The 21,934-nt window shown below is 63.9% G+C and carries 17 protein-coding genes and 1 pseudogene; 9 read left to right on the forward strand and 9 right to left on the reverse strand.

Features of this window, described 5'->3' with window-relative positions; genetic code table 11:
- Nucleotides 1-54: 54 nt before the first annotated feature.
- From pseF to KZJ38_RS01900, 4 genes are all read right to left on the reverse strand, one after another.
- Nucleotides 55-756 carry a pseudaminic acid cytidylyltransferase gene (gene pseF, locus KZJ38_RS01885; RefSeq protein WP_219798537.1) on the reverse strand — a complete coding sequence of 234 codons (702 nt, stop codon included), beginning with the start codon at nucleotides 754-756 and terminating at the stop codon, nucleotides 55-57.
- Nucleotides 753-1,919: a UDP-4-amino-4,6-dideoxy-N-acetyl-beta-L-altrosamine transaminase gene (gene pseC / locus KZJ38_RS01890; RefSeq protein ID WP_219798538.1), complete on the reverse strand. Its 1,167-nt coding sequence runs from the start codon at nucleotides 1,917-1,919 to the stop codon at nucleotides 753-755. Before pseC ends, pseF begins: the two co-directional genes overlap by 4 nt.
- Entirely contained in the window at nucleotides 1,916-2,911 is a 996-nt protein-coding gene (gene pseB / locus KZJ38_RS01895; RefSeq protein WP_219798539.1) for a UDP-N-acetylglucosamine 4,6-dehydratase (inverting), read from the reverse strand. Before pseB ends, pseC begins: the two co-directional genes overlap by 4 nt.
- Before the next feature lie 75 nt (nucleotides 2,912-2,986).
- The gene (locus KZJ38_RS01900) at nucleotides 2,987-3,607 is read right to left on the reverse strand and encodes a formyl transferase (RefSeq protein WP_219798540.1); all 621 of its coding nucleotides are present in this window, start codon (nucleotides 3,605-3,607) and stop codon (nucleotides 2,987-2,989) included.
- Between the two features lie 69 nt (nucleotides 3,608-3,676).
- Here KZJ38_RS01900 and KZJ38_RS01905 point away from each other — a divergent pair, with 69 nt between their 5' ends.
- The 5 genes and pseudogenes from KZJ38_RS01905 to cysC all read left to right on the forward strand — a co-directional run.
- Nucleotides 3,677-4,210, forward strand: coding sequence for a YdcF family protein (locus tag KZJ38_RS01905; RefSeq protein WP_246641613.1), 534 nt, complete (start codon nucleotides 3,677-3,679; stop codon nucleotides 4,208-4,210).
- 278 nt (nucleotides 4,211-4,488) lie between these two features.
- Nucleotides 4,489-5,631: an alginate lyase family protein gene (locus KZJ38_RS01910; protein WP_219798542.1), complete on the forward strand. Its 1,143-nt coding sequence runs from the start codon at nucleotides 4,489-4,491 to the stop codon at nucleotides 5,629-5,631.
- Between the two features lie 146 nt (nucleotides 5,632-5,777).
- Nucleotides 5,778-7,166, forward strand: a complete 1,389-nt coding sequence (locus tag KZJ38_RS01915) for an L-serine ammonia-lyase (protein ID WP_219798543.1) — start codon at nucleotides 5,778-5,780, stop codon at nucleotides 7,164-7,166.
- 56 nt (nucleotides 7,167-7,222) lie between these two features.
- Nucleotides 7,223-8,935 carry a thiamine pyrophosphate-binding protein gene (locus tag KZJ38_RS01920; protein ID WP_219798544.1) on the forward strand — a complete coding sequence of 571 codons (1,713 nt, stop codon included), beginning with the start codon at nucleotides 7,223-7,225 and terminating at the stop codon, nucleotides 8,933-8,935.
- Nucleotides 8,936-9,257: 322 nt separating this feature from the next.
- Nucleotides 9,258-9,821 (forward strand): annotated as a pseudogene (gene cysC / locus KZJ38_RS36350) (adenylyl-sulfate kinase); the annotation flags it as partial.
- A 1,419-nt stretch (nucleotides 9,822-11,240) separates the two neighbouring features.
- Here the strand turns inward: cysC and KZJ38_RS01930 are convergent.
- The 4 genes from KZJ38_RS01930 to KZJ38_RS01945 all read right to left on the reverse strand — a co-directional run bounded on the left by KZJ38_RS01930 (nucleotide 11,241) and on the right by KZJ38_RS01945 (nucleotide 18,209).
- Nucleotides 11,241-14,252 carry an O-linked N-acetylglucosamine transferase family protein gene (locus tag KZJ38_RS01930; protein ID WP_219798546.1) on the reverse strand — a complete coding sequence of 1,004 codons (3,012 nt, stop codon included), beginning with the start codon at nucleotides 14,250-14,252 and terminating at the stop codon, nucleotides 11,241-11,243.
- A gap of 288 nt (nucleotides 14,253-14,540) precedes the next feature.
- Nucleotides 14,541-14,840 (reverse strand): flagellar protein FliT, encoded by a 300-nt coding sequence (locus KZJ38_RS01935; protein ID WP_219798547.1) that lies wholly within the window; start codon nucleotides 14,838-14,840, stop codon nucleotides 14,541-14,543.
- A 66-nt stretch (nucleotides 14,841-14,906) separates the two neighbouring features.
- A complete protein-coding gene (gene fliD, locus KZJ38_RS01940; protein ID WP_219798548.1) occupies nucleotides 14,907-16,460 on the reverse strand; it encodes a flagellar filament capping protein FliD in 1,554 nt (517 codons plus the stop codon).
- A 312-nt stretch (nucleotides 16,461-16,772) separates the two neighbouring features.
- On the reverse strand, nucleotides 16,773-18,209 hold the full coding sequence (locus KZJ38_RS01945) for a flagellin N-terminal helical domain-containing protein (RefSeq protein WP_219798549.1): 1,437 nt from the start codon (nucleotides 18,207-18,209) through the stop codon (nucleotides 16,773-16,775).
- A 26-nt stretch (nucleotides 18,210-18,235) separates the two neighbouring features.
- On the opposite strand from KZJ38_RS01945, the gene KZJ38_RS01950 reads away from it, so the two are divergent.
- Together KZJ38_RS01950 and rpsU are read left to right on the forward strand one after the other, a co-directional pair.
- The gene (locus KZJ38_RS01950) at nucleotides 18,236-18,541 is read left to right on the forward strand and encodes a hypothetical protein (protein ID WP_219798550.1); all 306 of its coding nucleotides are present in this window, start codon (nucleotides 18,236-18,238) and stop codon (nucleotides 18,539-18,541) included.
- 403 nt (nucleotides 18,542-18,944) lie between these two features.
- A complete protein-coding gene (gene rpsU / locus KZJ38_RS01955) occupies nucleotides 18,945-19,157 on the forward strand; it encodes a 30S ribosomal protein S21 (RefSeq protein ID WP_075155305.1) in 213 nt (70 codons plus the stop codon).
- Between the two features lie 97 nt (nucleotides 19,158-19,254).
- Here rpsU and KZJ38_RS01960 read toward each other — a convergent pair whose 3' ends face one another.
- Nucleotides 19,255-19,890, reverse strand: coding sequence for a DNA-3-methyladenine glycosylase I (locus KZJ38_RS01960; RefSeq protein WP_219798551.1), 636 nt, complete (start codon nucleotides 19,888-19,890; stop codon nucleotides 19,255-19,257).
- A 225-nt stretch (nucleotides 19,891-20,115) separates the two neighbouring features.
- On the opposite strand from KZJ38_RS01960, the gene KZJ38_RS01965 reads away from it, so the two are divergent.
- Both KZJ38_RS01965 and KZJ38_RS01970 read left to right on the forward strand, forming a co-directional pair.
- Nucleotides 20,116-21,006, forward strand: coding sequence for a glucosamine kinase nucleotide-binding domain-containing protein (locus tag KZJ38_RS01965; protein ID WP_219800070.1), 891 nt, complete (start codon nucleotides 20,116-20,118; stop codon nucleotides 21,004-21,006).
- A 57-nt stretch (nucleotides 21,007-21,063) separates the two neighbouring features.
- Nucleotides 21,064-21,885: a Cof-type HAD-IIB family hydrolase gene (locus KZJ38_RS01970; RefSeq protein WP_219798552.1), complete on the forward strand. Its 822-nt coding sequence runs from the start codon at nucleotides 21,064-21,066 to the stop codon at nucleotides 21,883-21,885.
- The last annotated feature ends 49 nt before the right edge of the window (nucleotides 21,886-21,934 follow it).

The following is a 21,934-nucleotide window of genomic DNA, read 5'->3' on the forward strand; positions in this document are numbered from 1 at the left end:
CCGTTATCGGGGCTCGCGAGTCCTTTGTATTGATTGCTGCTGCGGGTCGATTCGTCAGCCGTTCGATTGCGCGAGCATGCGCAGCGCTGCGAACATCAGTTCTGCGCGCCGCCAGTCTTCGGGCGTGTCGATGTCCTGCACCAGATAACGCGGCAGCACGACGGGCATCGACAACGGCGAAAAGAGCGTATCGCCCCGCAGCCACGCTTCGGCGCGTCCCCAGTAGAACTGGCCTGCGTCATGCCAGGTTTCCGGCAAATCTTGCGAACGCGTCAGACGATGCTCCGGATAGACGGCATCGAGTCCTCCATCCGCAGTCAGCCGCAACGCGCGCTGAACCGGAAACGCGAAGGTCGTCACCGAAAACGCGTACGACTTCTCGCGATGCTGCTCGAGCATCGCAATGCCTTCATGCAGATAGCGAACGTCGATGAACGGCGCGGTAGCGTAGATGCAGCACGCGTATTCGTACGGTTCGCCGAGCGCGCCCAGTGCGTGCTGCACGACTTCGAGCGTGCCCGCGTGATCGTTCGAGAGGTCGGCGGGACGCATGAATGGCGTCTGCGCGCCGTATTCGCGCGCGACCGCCGCGATGTCCTCGTTGTCGGTGCTGACCACGACGCGATCGAAGAGCGTGCTGTCCAGCGCGGTGCGAATCGAATGCGCAATGATGGGCACGCCGTCGAACAGGCGAATGTTCTTGTGGGGGATGCGCTTGCTACCGCCCCGCGCCGGAATGATGGCGACGCGGCTCATCCGAGCACCCGCTTCAGCTGCGTGATCACGCGATCCTGTTCGGCGTCGGTGAGCGTTGCGTAGAGCGGCAGGCTGATCGCCTCGCGGTAGTACTGTTCCGCATGCGGAAAATCGCCGGGCTTGAAGCCGAGCTGGCGATAGTACGGTTGTAGATGCACAGGGATGTAGTGCACGTTGACACCGATTTCCGCGCTGCGCATCGCGTCGAACACCGTGCGGCGATTCACGTGCGCGCGGTCGCCGGGCACGCGGACGACGTAGAGATGCCAGGCTGAGTCGTCGAGCGCGTCGAGTTGCGGCAATTGCAGCGGCAAGTCTTTCAACAGCATGTCGTAACGTTTCACGAGCGCACGTCGTCGCGCGAGAAATTCATCCAGTCGCTTGAGTTGCGACAGCCCGAGCACCGCCTGAATGTCGGTGATGCGGTAGTTGAAGCCCAGTTCCTGCATCTCATAGAACCACGCGCCTTCGTTGGGCTCATCCATTCGCGCGGTGTCGCGCGTGGTACCGTGGCTGCGCAAACGGTGCAAGCGCTCAGCCCATGCCGCGTCGTTGGTCAACACTGCGCCGCCTTCGCCCGTCGTCACTATTTTCACGGGGTGGAAGCTGAACACGGTCATATGCGCATAGTCGCCACAGCCAACGGGCCGCCCCGCATACGATGCGCCGACCGCATGCGACGCGTCTTCGATCACCGTGAAGCCGTACTCGTCCGAGAGTCGCTTCACACGTCGCATATCGCAACTGCGGCCTGCGAACGCGACGGGAATCACGACCTTCGGCAACGTGTTTGTGCTGCGCGCCGACGACAGCTTCGCTTCCAGTGCATCGGCATCGAGGCAATAACTGAGCGGATCGATATCGACGAAATCCACTTCAGCACCGCAATAGCGTCCGCAATTGGCCGACGCGACAAACGTGTTCGGCACGGTCCACAGACGATCGCCCGGACCGAGCCCTGCGGTGACGCATGCGATATGCAGCGCCGCTGTCGCGTTGCACACGGCGATCGCGTGGCGCGCGCTTGCGCGCCGCGCGAGCTCCTGCTCGAACGCGGCAATCGCCGGGCCTTGCGTGAGCCAGTCGGAACGCAGCACCGCCTCAACGGCGGCGATGTCTGCTTCGTCGATTGACTGCCGGCCGTAAGGGATAAACGCAGTCATGAGTGCTGTTTGTCGAGCGCGGCCAGTTCGTCCACGCTGAGAAACCAGCCGTTATTGTCGGACGTGTATTTGAAGCCCTCCGTCACGCGCTCGCCCGTCTCGCCCATACCGTTCTTCTCGTACTCGCTCTGCACGACAAAGCGGATGGCGGGCGTGATGACGTAGTGATCGCTGTATTCGAACGTGTGCGGGCTATCGTCGCGCGCAATCATCATTTCGTGCAGTTTCTCGCCGGGACGAATGCCGATCACGTGCTGATCCAGTTCGGGCGCCATCGCTTGTGCCAGATCGACGATCTTCACCGACGGAATCTTCGGCACGAAAATCTCGCCGCCCTGCATGCGCTGAAAATTCTTCAGCACGAAGTCCACGCCATGATCGAGCGTGATCCAGAAGCGCGTCATGCGCTGGTCTGTGATCGGCAGGCTCTTTGCGCCGTCCGAGATCAGCTTGCGGAAGAACGGCACAACGGATCCGCGCGAACCGACCACATTGCCGTAGCGCACGACGGCAAAACGGGTGCGATGCTTGCCAACCAGATTGTTCGCCGCCACGAAGAGCTTATCGGACAGCAGCTTGGTCGCGCCATACAGGTTGATGGGGCTGGCGGCCTTGTCGGTGGATAGTGCGATCACTTTCTCAACGCCGTTTTCGATCGCCGCATTGATCACGTTCTCCGCGCCCGTCACGTTCGTGCGAATACACTCCGTCGGGTTGTACTCAGCGGCGGGCACCTGCTTGAGCGCGGCGGCATGCACCACGTAGTCGATGCCGCGCATCGCCTGGCGCAGGCGTTCGGCGTCGCGCACGTCGCCGAGGAAGTACCGCATGCACGGCGCGTCGAACCGTTGCTGCATTTCGTATTGCTTGAGCTCGTCGCGCGAAAACACGACGACGCGCGATGGCTTGTATTGCGCCAGCACGGCCGAAATGAATTTGTGGCCGAAGGAACCCGTGCCACCCGTAATCAAAATTGACTTGTCGTCCAACATTGTTCGCTTCCTTGATACGGAGCTGTACTTTTCATGGGGCTCAGCCTGTGCGCCCCTGCCGCGTGTCATGAACTGTTATGCCGGCCCGCCGCCGCGCGCCGCGCCCGCGGACAACGAGCGGTAGCGCTGCCTCAAAACGGGGATCGGCACCTCCCATCCTTCGTCGCCCAGCAGCGCATGCCTGAGCGCCGCAAATTCGCTCGCGCGATGGAATGTGCCGGCGCCGCTTTGCGCGCGCGGCGCAATTCGACCGTCGCGCAGCGAAGACCAGTTCTCGATGAACAGATCGTTGATCGCCTGCTGCAACTTCGCGTAGCTGCTGCCAAGCGTTTCGCTGTCCTCCTCGAACCTGACTTCGCGCTGCAGCAGCAGCGCGCCCGTATCGATACCCTCGTCGATCAGATGAATCGACACACCCTTCGGCGTCGCATCAAGAAACGACCACAGATTCGGATCGGCGCCTCGGTTGTAGGGCAACAGCGAAATATGCAGGTTGATGAAACGGTCGGGTGCTGCTGCGAGCGCGTCGCGCTTCAGAATGTGCCGGTACGAGTGACTTACAATCAGGTCCGGCGCAAGCGCTGCGATCTCCTGCGCGCTCACGGGCGTCTCCCGCAGGATCAGCGTTTCTCGTTCGCCGATCCAGTCGGCCAGTCGCCGCGCCTGCTCGCCACTCGTCAAAAGCAGTACTTTCATTTCCCTATGCCGAACCCCGAAGATTTCACTGACACTTGTTACGACGCTGTCATCGTCCTCGCGAACCTGATGGACGCAGACGGGAATCTGAACGACGAAACCCGTGCACGCGTCGACGCCGCCATCGAAGTCATCGAGACAGGCCAGGCGCCGCTGTTGGTGACGTGCGGCTGGGCCTATCGCGACGATTCCGACATCCGCATCGCGGATGCGATGCGCCGCTACGCGGTCGAACGTCGCCACGTCGATGCGTCGCGCGTCGTCGCGGAGACGACGTCGCGCGATACGGTCGGCGATGCCGTCTTCACACGGCGCAACCTCTCAGCGACGTTCGGCGGCCCACGCATTCTCGTGGCGACGAGCCGCTATCACGCGGCACGTACACTCGAAATCTTCACCTTTGTCTACGGTTCTTCCTTCCACATCGACGTCGTCGGCGCCGGCGATCCCGCGACAGCCGCGCAACTGGCCAGCGAGGCGCGTTCGCTCGACGCATTCCGTGCCACTTTTTCGGGCGTGACGCGTGGCGATACAGACGCGATCTTCGAGCGGTTGCGCGAACGTCATCCGTTCTACAACGGCGACGTCTATCCCAAGGTCTGAAGCCGCGCCGCCTTCAGTCGTCCGCCGCCTCGCGGCGAAATCCTGTAATCCGTTGTGAGTATCCGTGACATCAGGTAGAAACGAGGCGTGGAAATGCGGGCGAAAATCACGCCAATTCGCGCGATGAGCGCGCCCACACGCGGCGCGGCGCGGAAGGCCCTGGACGTGACCTTGTGGCGTGCCCGTCCATCGACTACCCTGTCACGCCATCCGTCGGGTTGTCGCTTTGCAGGTCGGACGGCTAACATCTCACCTTGATCGAACCACAGGAGCGATGCATGAAGCGAAACGGTCGGGCCCCGATGCGCTGTAGCGCGCGCGCACCATCGACGCGTCCGTTTCTTCCGTTGACCGCTGCCGCGTGGCTTGCCGCGGCAACATTGGCGCTGGCGCCCGACGTCGTCCACGCCGCCATGAACTTCTGCGCCGCGCCGGCGCTGCAATCGAGCGAGCGGACCAACTCCGATCCGGGCGTGAAAGCGCTTGTCGCGAATGTGCAGGCGCATCTGAACGACTCGCCGCGCGCACTGCCGAAGTTGCACACCGAAGGCACCTTGCCGCACGAAGGCATCTACGATCAGAGCAAGGCGGCCGAGCAGGATCTCGAACTGCTGCGCGACGCCGCGCTCGCCTGGCGCGCGACCGGCGACGAGCGCTATCTGAAGTATGTCGACCGCGTGCTCTACGCATGGGTGACGACCTATCAGCCAAGCTACAACCCAATCGACGAATCGCCGTTCGAAGGGCTGATTCTGGCCTACGACATGACTGCGAGCGCGCTGCCGGTCAAAACGCGCAATGCGGCCATGGCGTTTCTGACCAAGCTCGCGAATGGTTATATCGCGCAGATCGATGCACAGCCGCGGCCGCTCACCGGCACTTTTCGTAACAATTGGCAGAGCCATCGCGTGAAGCTGATTTCGATGGCAGCTTTTACGCTCGATAATCGCAAGATGATCGATGCGGCGCAGCGTCTCTTTATCGAGCATATCAACGACAACATTGCGCCGGACGGCTCGACCGTCGATTTCGCCGAGCGCGACGCGCTGCACTATGTGACATACGACCTGCAGCCGCTCGTGATCGCGGCGCTCGCCGCACGCCGGCACAATCGCAACTGGCTGCCGCAGCGCGCGCCGAGCGGCGCGACGCTGGCCGCGGCGCTGGCGTGGCTCACGCCGTACGCGACCGGCGCGAAAACACACGACGAATTCGTGCGCTCGCAGGTGCCGTTCGATGCGAAACGCCGCGAAGCAGGCATTCCCGGCTTTACGGGGCCGTGGAACCCGAAGGACGCGGCGGAACTGTTTCACCTCGCTGCGCGGCTCGACGGCAAATACACGCCGATCGCGCTGAAACTGGCGCCGACGCCGCCCGCGTGGCTGGCGGTGTGCCTGCCGTTGCCGGCGCGCGCACAATAACGCGTGCGGGAACAAAAAGCGGTGTAAAAGTAGTTCAGGCAGTTGAAGCAGTTGAAGGCCGCCACCCGCGGCCACTGCGGCGGGACGCTCACAAGGCGGATCGCCACGGCATTCCGCGTCACTTATCGCATCGCGCAGGAGCAGACATGGCAGTCAGCGTATTCGACCTCTTCAAAATCGGGATCGGTCCGTCCAGTTCGCATACGGTCGGCCCGATGCGGGCGGCGCTGATGTTTGCCCAAGGGCTGGAGCGCGACGGCCTGCTTCAAGCCACCGCATCGGTGAAGGTCGATCTGTACGGCTCGCTCGGCGCGACCGGCAAGGGCCACGGCACCGACCGCGGTGTCATGCTCGGCCTGCTCGGCGACGCGCCCGACACCGTCGACCCGCAAACCGTCGGCGCCCGCCTCGAGGCGATCCGCACGTCGCGCACGCTTGCGCTGCTCGGCAAGCACGACGTGCCGTTCGCGCCGAAAGATCAGATTTCGTTTTACCGTCAGGCGCTGCCCGAGCATCCGAACGGGCTCAAGCTCCGCGCCTTCGATGCGCAAGGCGGCACGCTGCGCGAATCGACGTATCTGTCGGTCGGCGGCGGGTTCGTCGTGACCGCGGGCGCGCCGAATACCAAGGTGCTGGCCGCCGTCGACGAGCGCAAGCATCCGTTCCGTACCGGAACCGAGCTGCTCGAGATGTGCAAATCGACGGGCATGTCGATCGCGCAATTGATGGGGGAAAACGAGCGCGCATGGCATACCGACGACGAAACGCGCGCCGGCCTGCTGAAGATCTGGGACGTGATGCAATCGTGCGTCGCGCGCGGCTGCGGCATTGGCAACCCCGATGCGGATGGCACATTGCCTGGTCCGTTTCAGGTGAAGCGCCGCGCGCCGCAGCTTTATCGCGCGCTCGCCAATAACCCGGAGCGGGCGCTGCAGGACCCGCTGTCGATGGTCGACTGGATCAATCTGTACGCCATCGCGGTCAACGAAGAGAACGCGGCCGGCGGCCGCGTCGTCACGGCGCCGACCAACGGCGCGGCCGGCATTATCCCGGCCGTGCTCCATTACTACACGCGTTTTATGCCGGGCTCGAACCAGCAGGGCGTGATCGACTTTCTGATGACCGCTGCGGCGATCGGCATTCTGTACAAGCTCAATGCGTCGATATCGGGCGCGGAAGTGGGATGCCAGGGCGAGGTCGGCGTCGCGTGCTCGATGGCGGCCGGCGCGTTGGCCGCGGTGATGGGCGGCACCCCGTCGCAAGTCGAAAATGCGGCCGAGATCGGCATGGAGCACAACCTCGGGCTCACTTGCGATCCAGTGGGTGGCATGGTGCAGATTCCGTGCATCGAACGCAATGCGATGGCCTCGGTGAAGGCGGTCAACGCGGCGCGCATGGCGCTGCGCGGCGACGGCAGCCATTACGTGTCGCTCGACTCCGTCATCAAGACGATGCGCGAAACCGGCGCCGATATGAAAACGAAATACAAGGAGACGTCGCGCGGCGGACTGGCGGTGAACATCATCGAGTGCTGAACTGATGGCCGCACGGTGGCGTCATACGCGACAACAACATTCGGAGACTCATCGCCATGCCTCAGTCGAATCCTTCCGTTGATTCCTCCGCTACGACCACCGGCGCGCGGCTCGTTGTCGATGCGCTGTTGATGCATGGCGTCGAGCGTGTCTTTTGCGTGCCGGGCGAGAGCTTTCTGGCCGTGCTCGATTCGCTGCACGACGAGACCGAACGCATACAGACGATCGTATGCCGGCATGAAGCCGCGGCCGCGAATATGGCCGAAGCGGTCGGCAAGTTGACGGGGCGGCCGGGCGTGGCGATCGTCACGCGCGGACCGGGCGCGACGCACGCGTCGATCGGCGTGCATACGGCGTTTCAGGATTCGACGCCGATGATTCTGCTGATCGGCCAATGCGCGCGCGAGCATCTCGACCGTGAGGCTTTCCAGGAAATCGACTACCGGCGCATGTTCGGTCAGATGGCGAAATGGGTCGCGCAGATCGACGACGCGCGGCGCATTCCCGAATACCTGAGCCATGCGTTTCACGCAGCGACGTCGGGCCGGCCAGGGCCGGTCGTGCTTGCGTTGCCCGAAGACGTGTTGAGCGATGCATGCGCCATGGTGGCGGGCGCGCCGGCCTATCAGCGCGTCGCGGCGGCGCCGTCGCCGGGGCAGATCGAGCGGCTGAAGTCGCTGCTCGACGGCGCGCAGCGGCCGATGGTCATCGCGGGCGGCAGCGGCTGGACGCCCGACGCGTGCGCGGACCTGCGCCGCTTTATCGAGAACTGGCAGCTGCCGATCGGTCTTGCGTGGCGCTTCCAGGATACCTTCGACAACGAGCACGCGAATTACGCCGGCGATGTCGGCCTCGGCATCAATCCGGCGCTCGCGCAACGTATTCGCGACGCTGACCTGCTGATCGTATTGGGCCCGCGTCTCGGCGAATCGACGACCGGCGGCTACACGCTGCTCGACATTCCGAAGACGAAGCAGACGCTCGTGCACGTGCATCAGGGCGCCGATGAGCTGGGGCGTGTGTATGCGGCGGACTTGCCGATCGTGTCAGGCATGCCGGAGATCGCCTCCGCGCTCGCCGCGATGCGTCCGGCTACTGCGCAGCCGGCATGGCGCGGCGCCGCTGAAGATGCTCACCATGCGTATCTCGAATGGCGCAAGCCGCGCGCGATTCCGGGCGACGTGCAGCTTGGCGAGATCGTGCAACAGCTGCGTGCGCGCTTGCCCGAAGACGCGATCGTCACGAACGGCGCCGGCAACTATGCGATCTGGGTGCATCGGCACTTCGCGTACCGGCATTTCCGCTCGCAACTGGCGCCGACGAGTGGCGCGATGGGTTACGGCGTGCCGGCGGCGGTCGCGGCGAAATCGATGTATCCGCAACGAATGGTCGTTGCGTTTGCGGGCGACGGCTGTTTCATGATGTCGAGCCATGAACTCGCGACGGCGATGCAATATGCGTTGCCGGTGATTTTTATCGTTGTGAACAACGGCCACTACGGCACGATACGCATGCATCAGGAGCGGCATTATCCGAACCGCGTGCACGGCACGGGGCTGACGAATCCCGATTTCGCGGCGTTTGCGAAGTCGTTCGGCGCACATGGCGAGACGGTTTCACGCACCGACGAATTCATGCCTGCGTTCGAGCGCGCCGTGGCGGCGCAGCGCCCTGCGCTGATCGAAATTCGGATGCCGAAGGACGCGAGCACGCCCGGCGCGACGCTGGAACAGGTCCGGGAGCAGGGCCGGAAGCTGCGCGGCGAGTGACCGGCTGCGGGTAGCGCCACGGCGGAAACAGCCGGGGAAACTGCGTGCACCAGGGGACCGGAGTTAAACTTCATCGCGAATCAGGTGCCGGTCTCTGCCGTCGCCGACTGTCATGAAACTGAGATGACTTTCAGGTGCTATTCCAGCGATTCGGCGCAACGGGCGTCACCGATAATCGTGAGATTCAGTCTGCCATTCCGGGCATGTGCCTTAGCCAATCGCGCACCTCGCAGGCTGAACAGAACGGAGGGTAGTTTCGATGGTTCAAGGGTCGAACGACGACATCCCGCGCGTCGGCGGGTCGAAGGCGCTCAACGATGTCGACGTCCGCTGGCAGCAACTCGAAGTGACGGGCGCCGCCCGCGCGGCGCTGCTCGGCAACGCGCCGTGCGTGCTGTGGTTCACGGGCTTGTCCGGAGCGGGCAAGTCCACCATCGCGAATCTCGTTGAAAAGCAGTTGCATGCGCTCGGCAAGCCGACCTATCTGCTCGATGGCGATAACGTCCGGCACGGGCTGAACCGCGATCTCGGCTTTACCGATGCCGATCGCGTGGAGAACGTGCGCCGCGTGGCCGAAGTCGCGCGGCTGATGGCCGATGCCGGTCTGATCGTACTTGTGTCGCTGATTTCGCCGTTTCGCGCGGAACGGCGCATGGCGCGCGAACTAATGAAGCCCGGCGAATTCATCGAGATCTTTGTCGATACGCCGCTCGATGTGGCTGAAGCGCGCGATCCCAAGGGCTTGTACAAGAAAGCGCGGCGTGGCGAGCTGAAGAATTTCACCGCGATCGATTCGCCGTACGAGGTGCCCGAGAAGCCTGAAATTCGTGTCGAGACGGCGCACTGCGATCCGGCGACGTCGGCGTCGCAGGTGCTGGCGGCGTTGCAGCAGGCGTGGGGCAACGATTCCGCGCAGGCAACGCGAGCGGTGGAGAAGGGTGGTGTGCCGGGCGAGTACGCCGGTTCGCCGATCGTTGCAGCGGCAATGGCGGCGAAGCAGGCTGCAGCCTCCCCGGCGGTGGGCAATCCGGCGACGGGCGAAGCCACGGCTAGCGCCGTCACGGGAATCAACGCGGCAGCGGGCAACGTCGGTGCACTCATCGTTGCAGCAGCGGCCGAGGCCGCGGCAAAGACTGCCGCATCGGAATATGCCGATTCGCCGATCGTCGCCGCAGCGATGGCAGCGAAGAAGGCAGCGGCGAGCAACAACGCAGCGAGTAACACCAACAACCCGCAGCCAGCCGCGCTCAAACTGCCCACCCGCACGATCTTCTCTTTCGTCGTCGACGCCGAGCCGAGATTCGCGCACGAGGGCTATCACCTCGCGCGCTCGCTGATCCAGCACAGCTGCAATCAGCCCGCCGACATCAACGTGCAGTTCACGCGCGAAGTCGACGTGCCTACGCGCGACCTGTTCCGCGAACTCGGCTGCACGCTGCACGACATTGAACGCTTCGGCGATGGCCGTTCCTGCAACAAGATCGCGCAACTGGCCAATCTGCATCGCTTCGACTTCGACCATGTCGTGCTGCTCGATACCGACATGATCGCCGTTGCGGACATTCGTCCGTTCCTCGGTGAACAGGCGCTCGTGGCGAAAGTCGTCGATATCGCGGAGCCGCCACTGCCGGTGCTCCAGGACGTCGCGCGCGCGGCCGGCATGCGCAACCTCCCGCCGGTCGGCACCGCCGATATCGAGTATGTCGCAACGTTCTCCGGGCATTGCAACGCCGGTTTCCTCGGCATTCCGAAAGCAATCGCGGAAATCGTCGACGGCTCGTGGCGCCGTTGGGCGCAGTGGCTCATCGAGCACAACGAGTCGCTCGAGCGCAGCGGCACGCTGCACCGCATCGACCAGGTGTCGATGTGGCTTGCGATCGTAATGGACCGCATTCCCTATCGCGCTGCGCCGTCGAACGTGAACTACTACGTGCATACGGACAGCGAACATCGGTATGTCGACGCCAACGCGGGCATCGCGCTGATCCGTTACGACGAAGCGAAGCTGGACGCGCTCGGCAAGCTCGAACCGCAAGCGCAGCACAATGCGCTCGAACGCCGTGCGATCGAAGCGGCGAACCAGCAGATCGGCGAGGGCGTCGACCACGCCGCGTTCAGGAATCTGCGCGTCGCGCAGTCGTGAACACACGCGCTAGCGGTAGTGCTAGCGCGCAAAAGCATCAAAGAAAAGCGTCAAAGAAAACGCCGTCTGCGATCGATATCGCAGACGGCGTTTCTACTTCTCGTAGTTCAAGCGCGGCAACGCGCCGACAACCAACCGGCAACCCGCAGCCTGACGAGCCGCCTATCGCGCAGCAATCGTCCCCGGCGCTTCCTGATCTTGCGCGCCTGGCGTCGTGGCCGCGCGCGCGATCTCCGACATATCGAGCATCTCCGCCGGCTTGCCTTCGCACCATCTGCGCCACATCACGCGCAGCGCCTGCGTGAAGGCGGTCGCGATCAGATCCGGCTTGAACATCGGCGACGCTTCGCAGCGCGCCCGCATGCCCGCGCGCAGTTCAGCGAGCGCCTGCACGTCGCTCGCGTGTGCGACGGCCTTCTTCACGTAATCGTCGACCCCATCGGCAACGAACGATTCGAGCCCGACATGCGACAGCGCGACCACGCCGCTGCGGCTCGGTACCGTGCGGCCTGGCAGCGTCAGCGTCGGCACACCCATCCACAAGGCCTGCAGCGTCGTCGTGAGGCCGGTGAACGGGAATGTGTCGAGCAGAATGTCGACGTGATAGTGCTGCTGCAGATAAACCGCCACCGACGAGCGCGGCTTGAAGTCGAGCCGTTCGCGTCCGATACCCGCATCCGCGAACCAGCCGATCAGTTCGTCGGGCACGCTGTCTTTGGGCATCGAGGCGACCATCATGCGCGATCCCGGCACGGCATGCAGCACCTTCGCCCACAACTCGATCACGTCGCGCCGCAGTTTTTCGATGCGGTTGAAGCTGCCGAACGTCACATGGCCGTTGCGTAGCGCGGGCAGGCCGTTCACAGGCGGGCAGAGCGTTTCGTGCTTGAATGGCGCCACCGCCGGCAGGTAGACGATCTTCTCGACGAAGCGGCTGCGGAACTCTTCGGTCGGCACCCAGAACCGGTCGGCCAGAAAGTAGTCGACGGCGGTCAGGCCGGTTGTGCCCGGATAGCCGATCCAGCTGGCCTGCACCGGCGCGGGCTTATACGCCATCACGAGCAGCCGGTTGTTGGCGGTGTGGCCCGCGAGGTCGATCAGGATGTCGATGCCGTCGGCGCGAATCTGGTCGGCCGCGACGTCGCTGTGCGTGCCGAAGATGTGATGCCAGTGCGCGAAGTGCTGCCGCAGCCGGTCGGTCACCTGGTCTTCGCCCGGCGTATTCGTGTAAGCGTGCAGAACGAGGCTGCGGTCTTCCGCGAGCCGCTCGAGCACCGGCTCGAGAAAGTTGGCGACCGCGTGGCCGCGGAAGTCGCCCGAAATAAAGCCGACGTGCAGCGGCCGGTCCGGATTCTTGCGGTTGCGATGCGGTTTCCAGTGCTTTTTTAGCGGCGTTTCGAAGTGTTCGCCGTAACGGACGTGTTCGGCGAACAGATCGTCCGGTTCCACGTTTTCGACGTGGCTCAGACAGAAGTTCAGATTCTCGAAGGCCGTGGTGTGCGTCGGGTCCAGCTCCAACGCGCGCCGGAATACCTTCGCGGCTTCCGCGTGCCGCCCTTGCTGCAGCAGGATTGCGCCGAGCGTGACCTGGGTGCCGGAGCCATCGGGAGACGTCGCGGCCGAGTTGCGCGCAAGTTGCTCCGCTTCCTTCAGACGGCCCTGCGTCAACAGCACGATGCCCATGATGCGTTGGCCTTCCGGGTTCTCGGGCTCGATGTCGAGCATCGCCTGACAGCGCGCTTCCGCGTCCTGATGCATGTTCTTCGCCATCAGAAGGCTGACGAGCGCCTGCAGGACTTCGACGTCGAGCGGCGCCAGTTTGCTTGCCGTCTGCAGCGCGCCGAACGCGTCGTCGTATTTCGCGAGCCGGTAGCTGCCGCAGCCGAGCACCTTCCAGCCGAGCGGCAGCGACGGGAAACGCTCCGTCAGCGAGCGGCCGGCGGCGACGGCTTCGTCGAGCCGTCCTTTGTTGAAGTGCGCGACCGCCGTGTCGCATTCGCGTTGCGACGGCATCGGTTCGCCGGCGGCGCCGGGGCGCGACGGGCGTGCGGTTTTTGCCGTCGCCGGTGCGGGTGCCGGTGCGGTTGCATCGCTCGGCGCGGGCGCGGGTGCGCTAGCGTCGGCCGGCGGTGCCGTGATCGGCGCAGGCTTGATCTCGAGGTTCTGCGCGCTGATCGTCGTCATCAGGTTGATGACCGCGTCCACGGCGGCGCCGGTCATGCCGCGTTGCTGGCCCATTTCGAGCGCCGCCCAGGCGGCCTTCGTCTGCCCCGACTGCAGCAACGCATCGACGTAGTTCATCCAGTACTGCGGCTGATTCGGATTAAGGCCGATCGCGTGCTCGAGCAGCGGCACGGCCGCGTCGGGCTGACGCAGGCGAATCAGCACGACAGCGAGCTTGTGCAGCGCGTCCGGATACTGCGGATAGCAGCCGACGACGATCCGGTAAAGCCGCTCGGCTTCCTCGTACTGTCCGGCCTGGTCTAATGCGCGCGCATTGCGCATCGCGATCGCGGCGTTCAGATGGTTGCGCAGCGGCTCGTCTTGCGGCATCAGTCGCACCGCATGCTGGAGCGGGACCAGCGCGCCGTCGAGGTCGCTGCGCCGCAATGCCGCGTGTGCGAGCGTTTTCCAGCCGAAGCCGTGTTCGGGCAGCAGGCGCGCCATCTGTTGCGCGAGCGCTTCGGCGCTCGCGTGATCGCCTTTTGCGGTCAGCAAGGCAATCGTTTCGACGAATTGGACCGCGAGGACGTCGATCTCGGCGGATGCCGCGGCGGCGTTCGTCGGCATTGCGCTTGCGGCATTGGGTGCCGCTGCGTTGGTCGCTGCGTTCGCGTGGATCCCGGTGACAAAACCTGCGTTCGCCGGCGTGCTGTGCGCACGGCCGGCGTCGCGCACGCGTGCGGCTTCATCGCGTTGCCCCGTCGCTTCGAGCGCGTCGATGTAGTCGCGCCGGAACTCGGCGTGCTGCGGGCTTGCCTCGACCGCCGCCTTCAAAAAGGGCAATCCCATCGCATGCTGCTCGAGCTGCACCGCGAGCATGCCGAGATGGTGATTCGCCTCCGGATGATCGGGCTGCGCTTGCAGGATCGAGCGGTACAGCCGTTCCGCTTCCGCGAAGGCTTCCGCCTGATGGTGTTGCACGGCCTGCTGCAGGGTGGCGTCGAGTGTCATGGGTTCCATTCCGGGCATGGGCATCGAACGTCAGGCCGACATGCCTGAGCGCACAGTGCCCCATATACAAGTCTAGAGACTTGAGTTCCGGACGATCCGGCGAGCAGATGCGGGATTCACCCGTTTTTCGGCGCGTAGGGGCGCGTACGGGTCGGGCGCCGCGCAGGCTCTTCCGGTCGCGCGCCCATAAAAAAAGCCCGCTGGTAGCGGGCTTGAGCTGAACGAGCACGCCTTGCAACCGGCGCGTTATTCTTATCGATATTCGCTTGGCACCTTACGTCTATGCCGTTACAGCATGCCAACGCGCGTGTACGCGTTGGCGGCCTGCACGCCGCGGACGGCGGTGCCGTATTCCGTTTCGAGTTCCTCGCGCGAGGTTTTCGCGCGCGAACGCAGCGTTTCGATCGATGCCTGCACGCGGCGCAGCGCTTGCAGCGCGGCGGGCGAGGTCGGCAACGTCAGCGATTCGAGCAGCGGCGTGCGCCGCTCCATCAAACGGGCAACGCGCGGCCAGTCGGAGATCGCCGCAGCTTCCTCGATCATCTGTGTCAGCCCGACGACTCGCTCGAGCAATTGATTCTGGTCCATGGCCTCGCGTACTCCTCGTTGGTGAACCGCCGCTTGGTTGCCGCTTAGTTACCGCTTACTTGCCACTTAGTGGCCGCTGTTCTGCGCCAGCGCGCCACTGCTGTTGCTGCCGCCGAACAGCGCCGTCAGGTAGCTCTGGTTCGACTGCGCCTGCGCCATCAGCGTGTTGAGCGCGGTGAACTGGTCGTTGTACTGCGACGTCAGGCGCGCGGCGTAATCGTCCAGATCGTCCTGCTGTTTCGAGAGTGCGGTGATATCCGCGGTGAGCGCGTCCGTGCGCGACGAGATAATACCTTTATCTTTCGTGTACGTGTCCACCAGCGCATTCAGCTGCGTCGCGATACCGTTCGTATCGTTGAACAGCGCGCCGATCAGCGCCGGATTGCTCGAGATCACGCTGTCGAGCGTCGGGAGGTTCGGGTCGGCGTCGATTTGCAGTTCCGCGAACGGCAGGCCGCCCGTGTTTTGCTGGAACGAAATGCCGAGCGCGGCGAGTGTGCCCTGCAAGCCGCCGCTCGACACCTTGCCGCCGACGATGCCGCCGAGCGCCGCGCCGATCTGGTTGATCATTTCGTCGCCGAGCAGCTGGCCGCCGCTGCCCTGTACGCCCGCCGTGCCCGGCGCGGCAAGCGTGTTCAGCTGGTCGATCACGGCGTTGTAGGCCGAGACGAACGCGGACACGTCGCCTTCTACCGAGCTGTCGTCCGACGCGACCGTGAGCGTTTGCGCGTCGAGCGTCTTCGGGTTGTTGGGGTCGAGCGTCAGCGTGACGCCGGGAATCGAGCCGGTAATCGTGTTCGTCGAGCTCGTGACGAGCGTGTTGTTGACGGTGAGCTGCGCATCCTGGGCGGCCGTATTCTGCGACCAGCCGTTGACCGTATCGATGGTCGACGGGGCGCCGGCCGCGCCGGCGGTCGTGCTCACCGCGAGTTGCGACAGCGGGCCGCTGGTGGCGCTCGACGTGACATCGATCGTTTTCGATCCGCCGGTGGTCGTGGACTGCAGCGTGATCGACTGGCCGTTCGCGCCCGTGATGACGGTCGCCTTGACGCCGGGGTTGTCGGATGCCGAGTTGATCGCGTCCGCGATCTGCTGCAGGCTGTCGTTCGACGAGTCGACGTTGACCTGGAACGACTTCGTGCCGGAGTCGCCGCCAAGCGAGATGGTCAGTGTGCCGGTGCCCATTGCGGCCGCGTCGGTGCTCGAGAACAGGCCGGACGTAATCGACTGTGCTTGCGCGACCTGCTTGACATCGATCTGATAGCTGGCCTCCGCGGCGCCATCGCCGGCTTTCGCCGTGATCCCTTCGCCGCTCAGTTTCGCGGAGAACGACGCAAGGGCGTTGCCGTTCAGAAACGGCGCCATCGCCGACTGCAGGCCGGACATGGCGGCGGACAGCGTCGCGAGTCCGGTGATTTCGGTCTGGTCGCTCTTGCCCTGCGCGAGAATCGCCGCTGCCGGACCCGCGGTTTTCGCCTTCACCAGCGCTGACACGAGCGAATTGACGTCCAGTGACGAGTTGCCGGTCGAGCCGCTGATCAGCGACTGGGCAGCGGCCTGAACGGCTGCGGCTGCGGCGGCTGCGGCGGCGGCTGCCGTGGAGTTAACGGGTGAACTCATCTGAGAGGCTCCATGCGGCCCCGCTGGGCCAGGCTAATGTGCAACGATCCGGGTTTGCGACGCGGCTTGCGTCGGGCTACTGCTTCGTTCGGTTGTTCTTTGCTTCGTCAGTATTGCAATGGCTTGACGGTCTGTTTGCGCAATCATTGCGCTCGCTTTCATACCGCCGGTATTCGAAACGGGGCTTTGCCCCCTCAAGACGCGCCCGCGGATGAGCCGTACTGCATGAACTGCCGGCTCACCCGCGTGCGTCACTGCTTGCTGCTCACTACAGACTACTTTCTACTGCCTTCAATTCGCTGGAGGCGAATCTTACTGCAGAAGCTTCAGCACTTGCTGCGGCTGCGAGTTCGCTTGCGCGAGCACCGAGATACCGGCTTGTTGCAGCACTTGCGCCTTGCTCAGGTTCGCCGTTTCCTGCGCGAAGTCAGCGTCCGTGATTTGCGACTGGGCGCTTGCGAGGTCGGTCGACTCGTTCTGCTGCGATTGCGCAATCGCGCCGAAGCGGTTTTGTGCCGCGCCGAGCGATGCCTGGATGTTGGCGATTGCGGCGAGCGCGTTGTCGATCGAGTTCAGCGCGTTGTTCGCACCTTCCGTCGAGCTGATGTCGATCTGCGATACCGACGTCGGCACGTTCAGCGTGTTGATATCCGCGAGTTCGGAACCCGCCGGCTGCGTGCCGGCCGCGGACGAACCGATCGTGCTGGTCGGCACCGTGGCGAACGAGACACCGCCCGTCGTGGAGAACAGGCCTGCCTGTGCGCTCGACGAGAGCGCCTTGCCGTGCTGGTCGACAAACTTCAAACCACCCTTGCCGTCCGACTCGACCGAGACCGACGTGATCGTGTTCGTGTCGCCAGTCGGCGCGTCCTTACCCGTTGACGCATCGACGTTGATGCCCGAGATCACGCCGTAGACCGTGCCGTCGGTTGCCGCGGCGGAACCGGCGCCATACGCAGTCGCGATCGCCGTGATTTCGGCTGCCGGCTGGAGCGCGCTGGTGCTGGAGAGCTTCAGCGACGAGACGCCGTTGGTCGTCGTCGTCGTGAACAGGGCCGCCGATGCGGTCGACGAGATTGCGTTGCCGTTCTGGTCGCTGAACGTGAAGCCGCCGTTGCCGTCCGAGACGATGTTGACCGACGTGATCGTGCCCGCGCCCGACGTTTCCGCGCCGTTTGCGTCGAGGTTCAGGTTCGTGATTGTGCCGAGGACGTTGCCCTTCTGCACGAAGCCGCCGCCGAGCGATGCCGCCGAAACGCCCTGGCTCAGATCGAGCGAAACCGTCTGGCCGACGTTCGCGCCGACTTGCACCTGGATCACGCCAGCGCCGCCGTCCAGCAGGCCGATGCCGTTGAACTGCGTTTGCGAAGCGATACGGTTCACTTCAGCGATCTGCTGCGTGACTTCCTGCTGCAGTGCTTGCTGGTTAGCCGTCGTCAGCGTGCCGCCTGCTGCTTCACCAGCCAGCGAACGGATACGCTGCAGGCTTGCCGTGATCTGCGCGAGGCCCGTGCTGGCCGTTTGCACCAGCGACACGCCGTTGTTCGCGTTCGACACGCCCTGGTTCAGGCCGTTGATCTGCGTTTGGAGCGAGGTGGAGATGGCGAGGCCAGCTGCGTCGTCGGCCGCGCTGTTGATACGCTTACCCGACGACAGGCGCGTGATGGCTTGGGACAGGGCGCTGCCGGAACCGTTCAGGTTTTCCTGAGCGACCAGCGACGGAATATTGCTGTTAATAGAAAGAGACATGTGGTTCTCCGTAGAGGCGTTAGTCTTTGAAACATGGCAACGTTGAGATCGGCGGAAGCACTCGTTCATTGCTGGCCGCCTCAGTGAAGGTTGACGGCGTTGAGAAAAAAAACTTGAGGGAGCGAACAAGATTGCTGGTGTTTATTGGAGAACCGCGCCAGCTAAGGCTTTCCGGGCCCTTTTTGCGCGCCGGGCCGAAAATCTTTGCGATTCAGGTGCTTGGAATCGGGCGCCAGGGTTGTAAGAATTTGTTAATGGCGGAGTTCGCGCCGGTCAAAAAAATAACGGCGCTGCAGCTTGAATGTGGCTCTGCCTGGGCCATCGTCGCGTGAGATAGCGTGGGGTCCTTGCGATTCCGGTCTTGATGATGCACATCGCATCGGTGAGTGCATCGGTTTCGGCGCGGACGGCTTCCCGGGTCCGAAAACAGGTCCGCAAGTCGTTGAACGGGTGGAAAAATGGCTGGTTCAACGTCCGAAATCCTGATAAGATCGCGGATTGGATTGAGATCGTCCTCTGGGCGATGGTGAGTTTTCCGCTTACGGTGACTTCCCACCTCTTTTCCGGCCTCCGGGCCGCTTCGCAAGCTGTTTGTCCCGCTCCGGCCCGTGTGGCTGCGAATTCAGCGGGACATCCCACCGGAGCGCCGGCGCGTGAGGATAACAACGAAGGTCGCGGCGCAGCCGCCTTACCTCACGCTGTTGAAACCGTATCAATGATCGAGTTAGGAACTCCATGACGACCATTTTTTTGAAGGAAAACGAGCCGTTTGAAGTGGCGATCCGCCGCTTCCGCCGCGCAATCGAAAAGAACGGCCTGATCGCCGAACTGCGCGAGCGTCAGTCGTACGAAAAGCCGACGGCCGTGCGTAAGCGCAAGAAGGCAGCTGCGGTCAAGCGCCTGCACAAGCGCCTGCGCAGCCAGATGCTGCCGAAGAAGCTCCACTAAGAAGTGGCGGCTTAACCGCGCGGTAGACCTACCTGGTCACCAACCTGACCATCGGGCGCGCGCGGGGCTCAGATTCAGAAGCGGGGTGAACTTCGGTTCACTCCGCTTTTTCTTTGTCTGTCTCTTTTGCCGCTTTGCGGCCGCGGCTCTTCTTGCCGAGCGCCGCGCATTTCGCGTGAAATTCGCAGTCCGCCTGATGGTCGTTGACCATGCCGACCGCCTGCATGAACGCATAACAGATCGTCGTGCCGACGAATTTGCAGCCGTACGCTTTGAGGCCCTTGCTGAGCGCGTCAGAGACTTCCGTCGACGCAGGCGCGTGCTGGTAGGACTTCCACGCATTCTGTATCGGCGTTTCGTCGACGAACGACCAGATGAAGTTCGCGAGCGACCCATGTTCGTCGCGAATCTGCTGAACCGCGCGCGCGTTGGCCACGGCCGATTCGAGCTTGCCGCGATTGCGGACAATCGACGCGTCGAGCATCAGCGTATCGATCCGCTTCGGCGTGAAGCGGGCGACCGTATCGATATCGAAGTCCTTGAACGCGCGGCGGTAGCCCTCGCGCTTGTTCAGAATGGTCGACCACGACAAGCCGGCCTGCGCGCCCTCGAGCACCAGCATCTCGAACAGATGGCGATCGTCGCGGGACGGGACACCCCACTCGTTGTCGTGATAGTGTGCGAGTGCTTCGCTTGTTGCCCAGGTGCAGCGTGCGATCTCGCGCTGTGTCATGTTGCGGCTCCGGCGTGGTGAATGTGTCGAATGGGTGAAGAAAGGCTTTGCAAGCATAGCCGATCGACATCGGTTCGCAAGCTGGCCATCCGGCCAATAGTCGATCGGCAGATGGCGGATTGGCCAATTGCCCGATCGCCCGATCTCACTGGCGCGTTGCGGCGCGGTTGCGCGATGGCGGCGTCCGGTTCGGGCCACCGCATGACTCTCAACAAACTTTATCCGATGGATACGCACTTCTATCTGATTGGCGTCGATGGTGGCGGCACGGGCACGCGCGTCGTGCTCGGCGATGCGCAAGGGCGCGAACTCGCCATCGCGACGAGCGGCCCGTCGGGCCTCGCGCTCGGCGTCGAGCGCGCGTGGCAGTCGATCGAAGCGGCCAGCGCCGATGCGTTTGCGCGCGCCGGTCTCGCGCTCGACTGGTCGCGTTGCGTGGTCGGTTGCGGGCTCGCCGGCGTGAACAATCGCGACTGGCTCGCCGCGTTTCGCGAGCGGGCGCCGGCGGTGGCCGGTCTTGCCGTCGAAAGCGATGCCTATACGACCTTGCTCGGCGCGCATGGCGGCGCGCCCGGTGTCGTCGTCGCGATCGGCACCGGCAGCATTGCGGCCGCGCTCGATGAATCGGGTGTCTGCCGGATTGCAGGCGGTTACGGCTATCCGACCGCGGACGAAGCCGGCGGCGCATGGTTCGGGCTGCGCATCATTGTGCATGCGCAGCGCGCGCTGGATGGCCGCGCGCCGCTCGACGATCTCGCGCGCGCGTTGCTCGAGAAGGTCGGCGCGGAGGACCGTGACAGCCTCGTGGTCTGGCTCTGTGCCGCGAATACCACGGCCTATGCGAGCCTCGCGCCGGTGGTGCTCGCGCATCGCGATCATCCGGTGGCGGCACGCTTGCTTGCCGAAGCCGGTCAGCAGATCGAACAGCTGGCGGATGCGCTCGATCCCGGTCACGGGTTGCCGGTCGCGCTGTGCGGCGGGTTGTCCGTGCCGCTGCGCGAGTTTGTGCCCGCGGGCTTGCAGGCGCGTCTACGCGCGCCGCTCTCGGACTCGGCGCACGGCGCGCTGCAGCTCGCGCAACGCGAAGCGGCGAAAGTATTCTCCGCGGGAGCATGACCGCAGGGCGGGCGACGATAAAATACGAACTCCGAAAGTCGTTCGCCGCCCACCTCTATGTATAGCGTCATCGCCACCGATCTCGACGGCACACTGCTCAACGCCAACCATCAGGTCGACCCGTTCACGGTCTCGACCGTGCGCAGTCTCGAGGCGCAAGGGCTGCATTTCATCATCGCGACCGGGCGGCATTATTCCGATGTGGCCGGCATTCGCGATGTACTCGGCATTCATCCGTATCTGGTCACGTCGAACGGGGCGCGCATTCACGCACCCGACGGCGCGATGATTCACGCGCAGAACCTGATGCCGGCCACGGTCAAGCGTCTGGTGCAGCCGGACATCACCGGCGCGCACGGGCGCGTGATCGCGAATCTGTTTGCGGACCATCAATGGTTTATCGATCGCGATGCGCCGCATCTGCTGCGCTATCACCAGGACTCGGGCTTCGCGTATGAAGTCGTTGATCTGAACGCGCACGACGGCCGCGATATCGCGAAGGTGCTGTATATCGGCGAGCCCGACGATCTCGCCGCGGTGTCGGCCAATCTCGAACGCGAGTTCGGCGCGTCGCTATACGTCACGTATTCGATGCCGGATTGTCTCGAGGTCATGGCGCCGAATGTGTCGAAGGGACGCGCGCTGCGTGTCGTGCTGAACCGCCTCGATATCGATGCCGCGCGCTGCGTTGCATTCGGCGACAACATGAACGACATCGATCTGCTCGAAACAGCGGGCCATCCGTTCATGATGAATAACGCGAACCCCGATCTGATCGCGAGACTGCCGGCGGTGCTGCGCATTGGCAACAACTTCGAGGCGGGCGTTGCTCACCACTTGCGCAGGCTGTTCGAGCTGCCTGACGAAGTGATGCCGTGAAGCACGGCCTTTCGTGATGCCTGCCGAAGCCGTGATTTAACGGCATCGA

The sequence above is a fragment of the Paraburkholderia edwinii genome (assembly GCF_019428685.1).
GTDB lineage: Bacteria > Pseudomonadota > Gammaproteobacteria > Burkholderiales > Burkholderiaceae > Paraburkholderia > Paraburkholderia edwinii.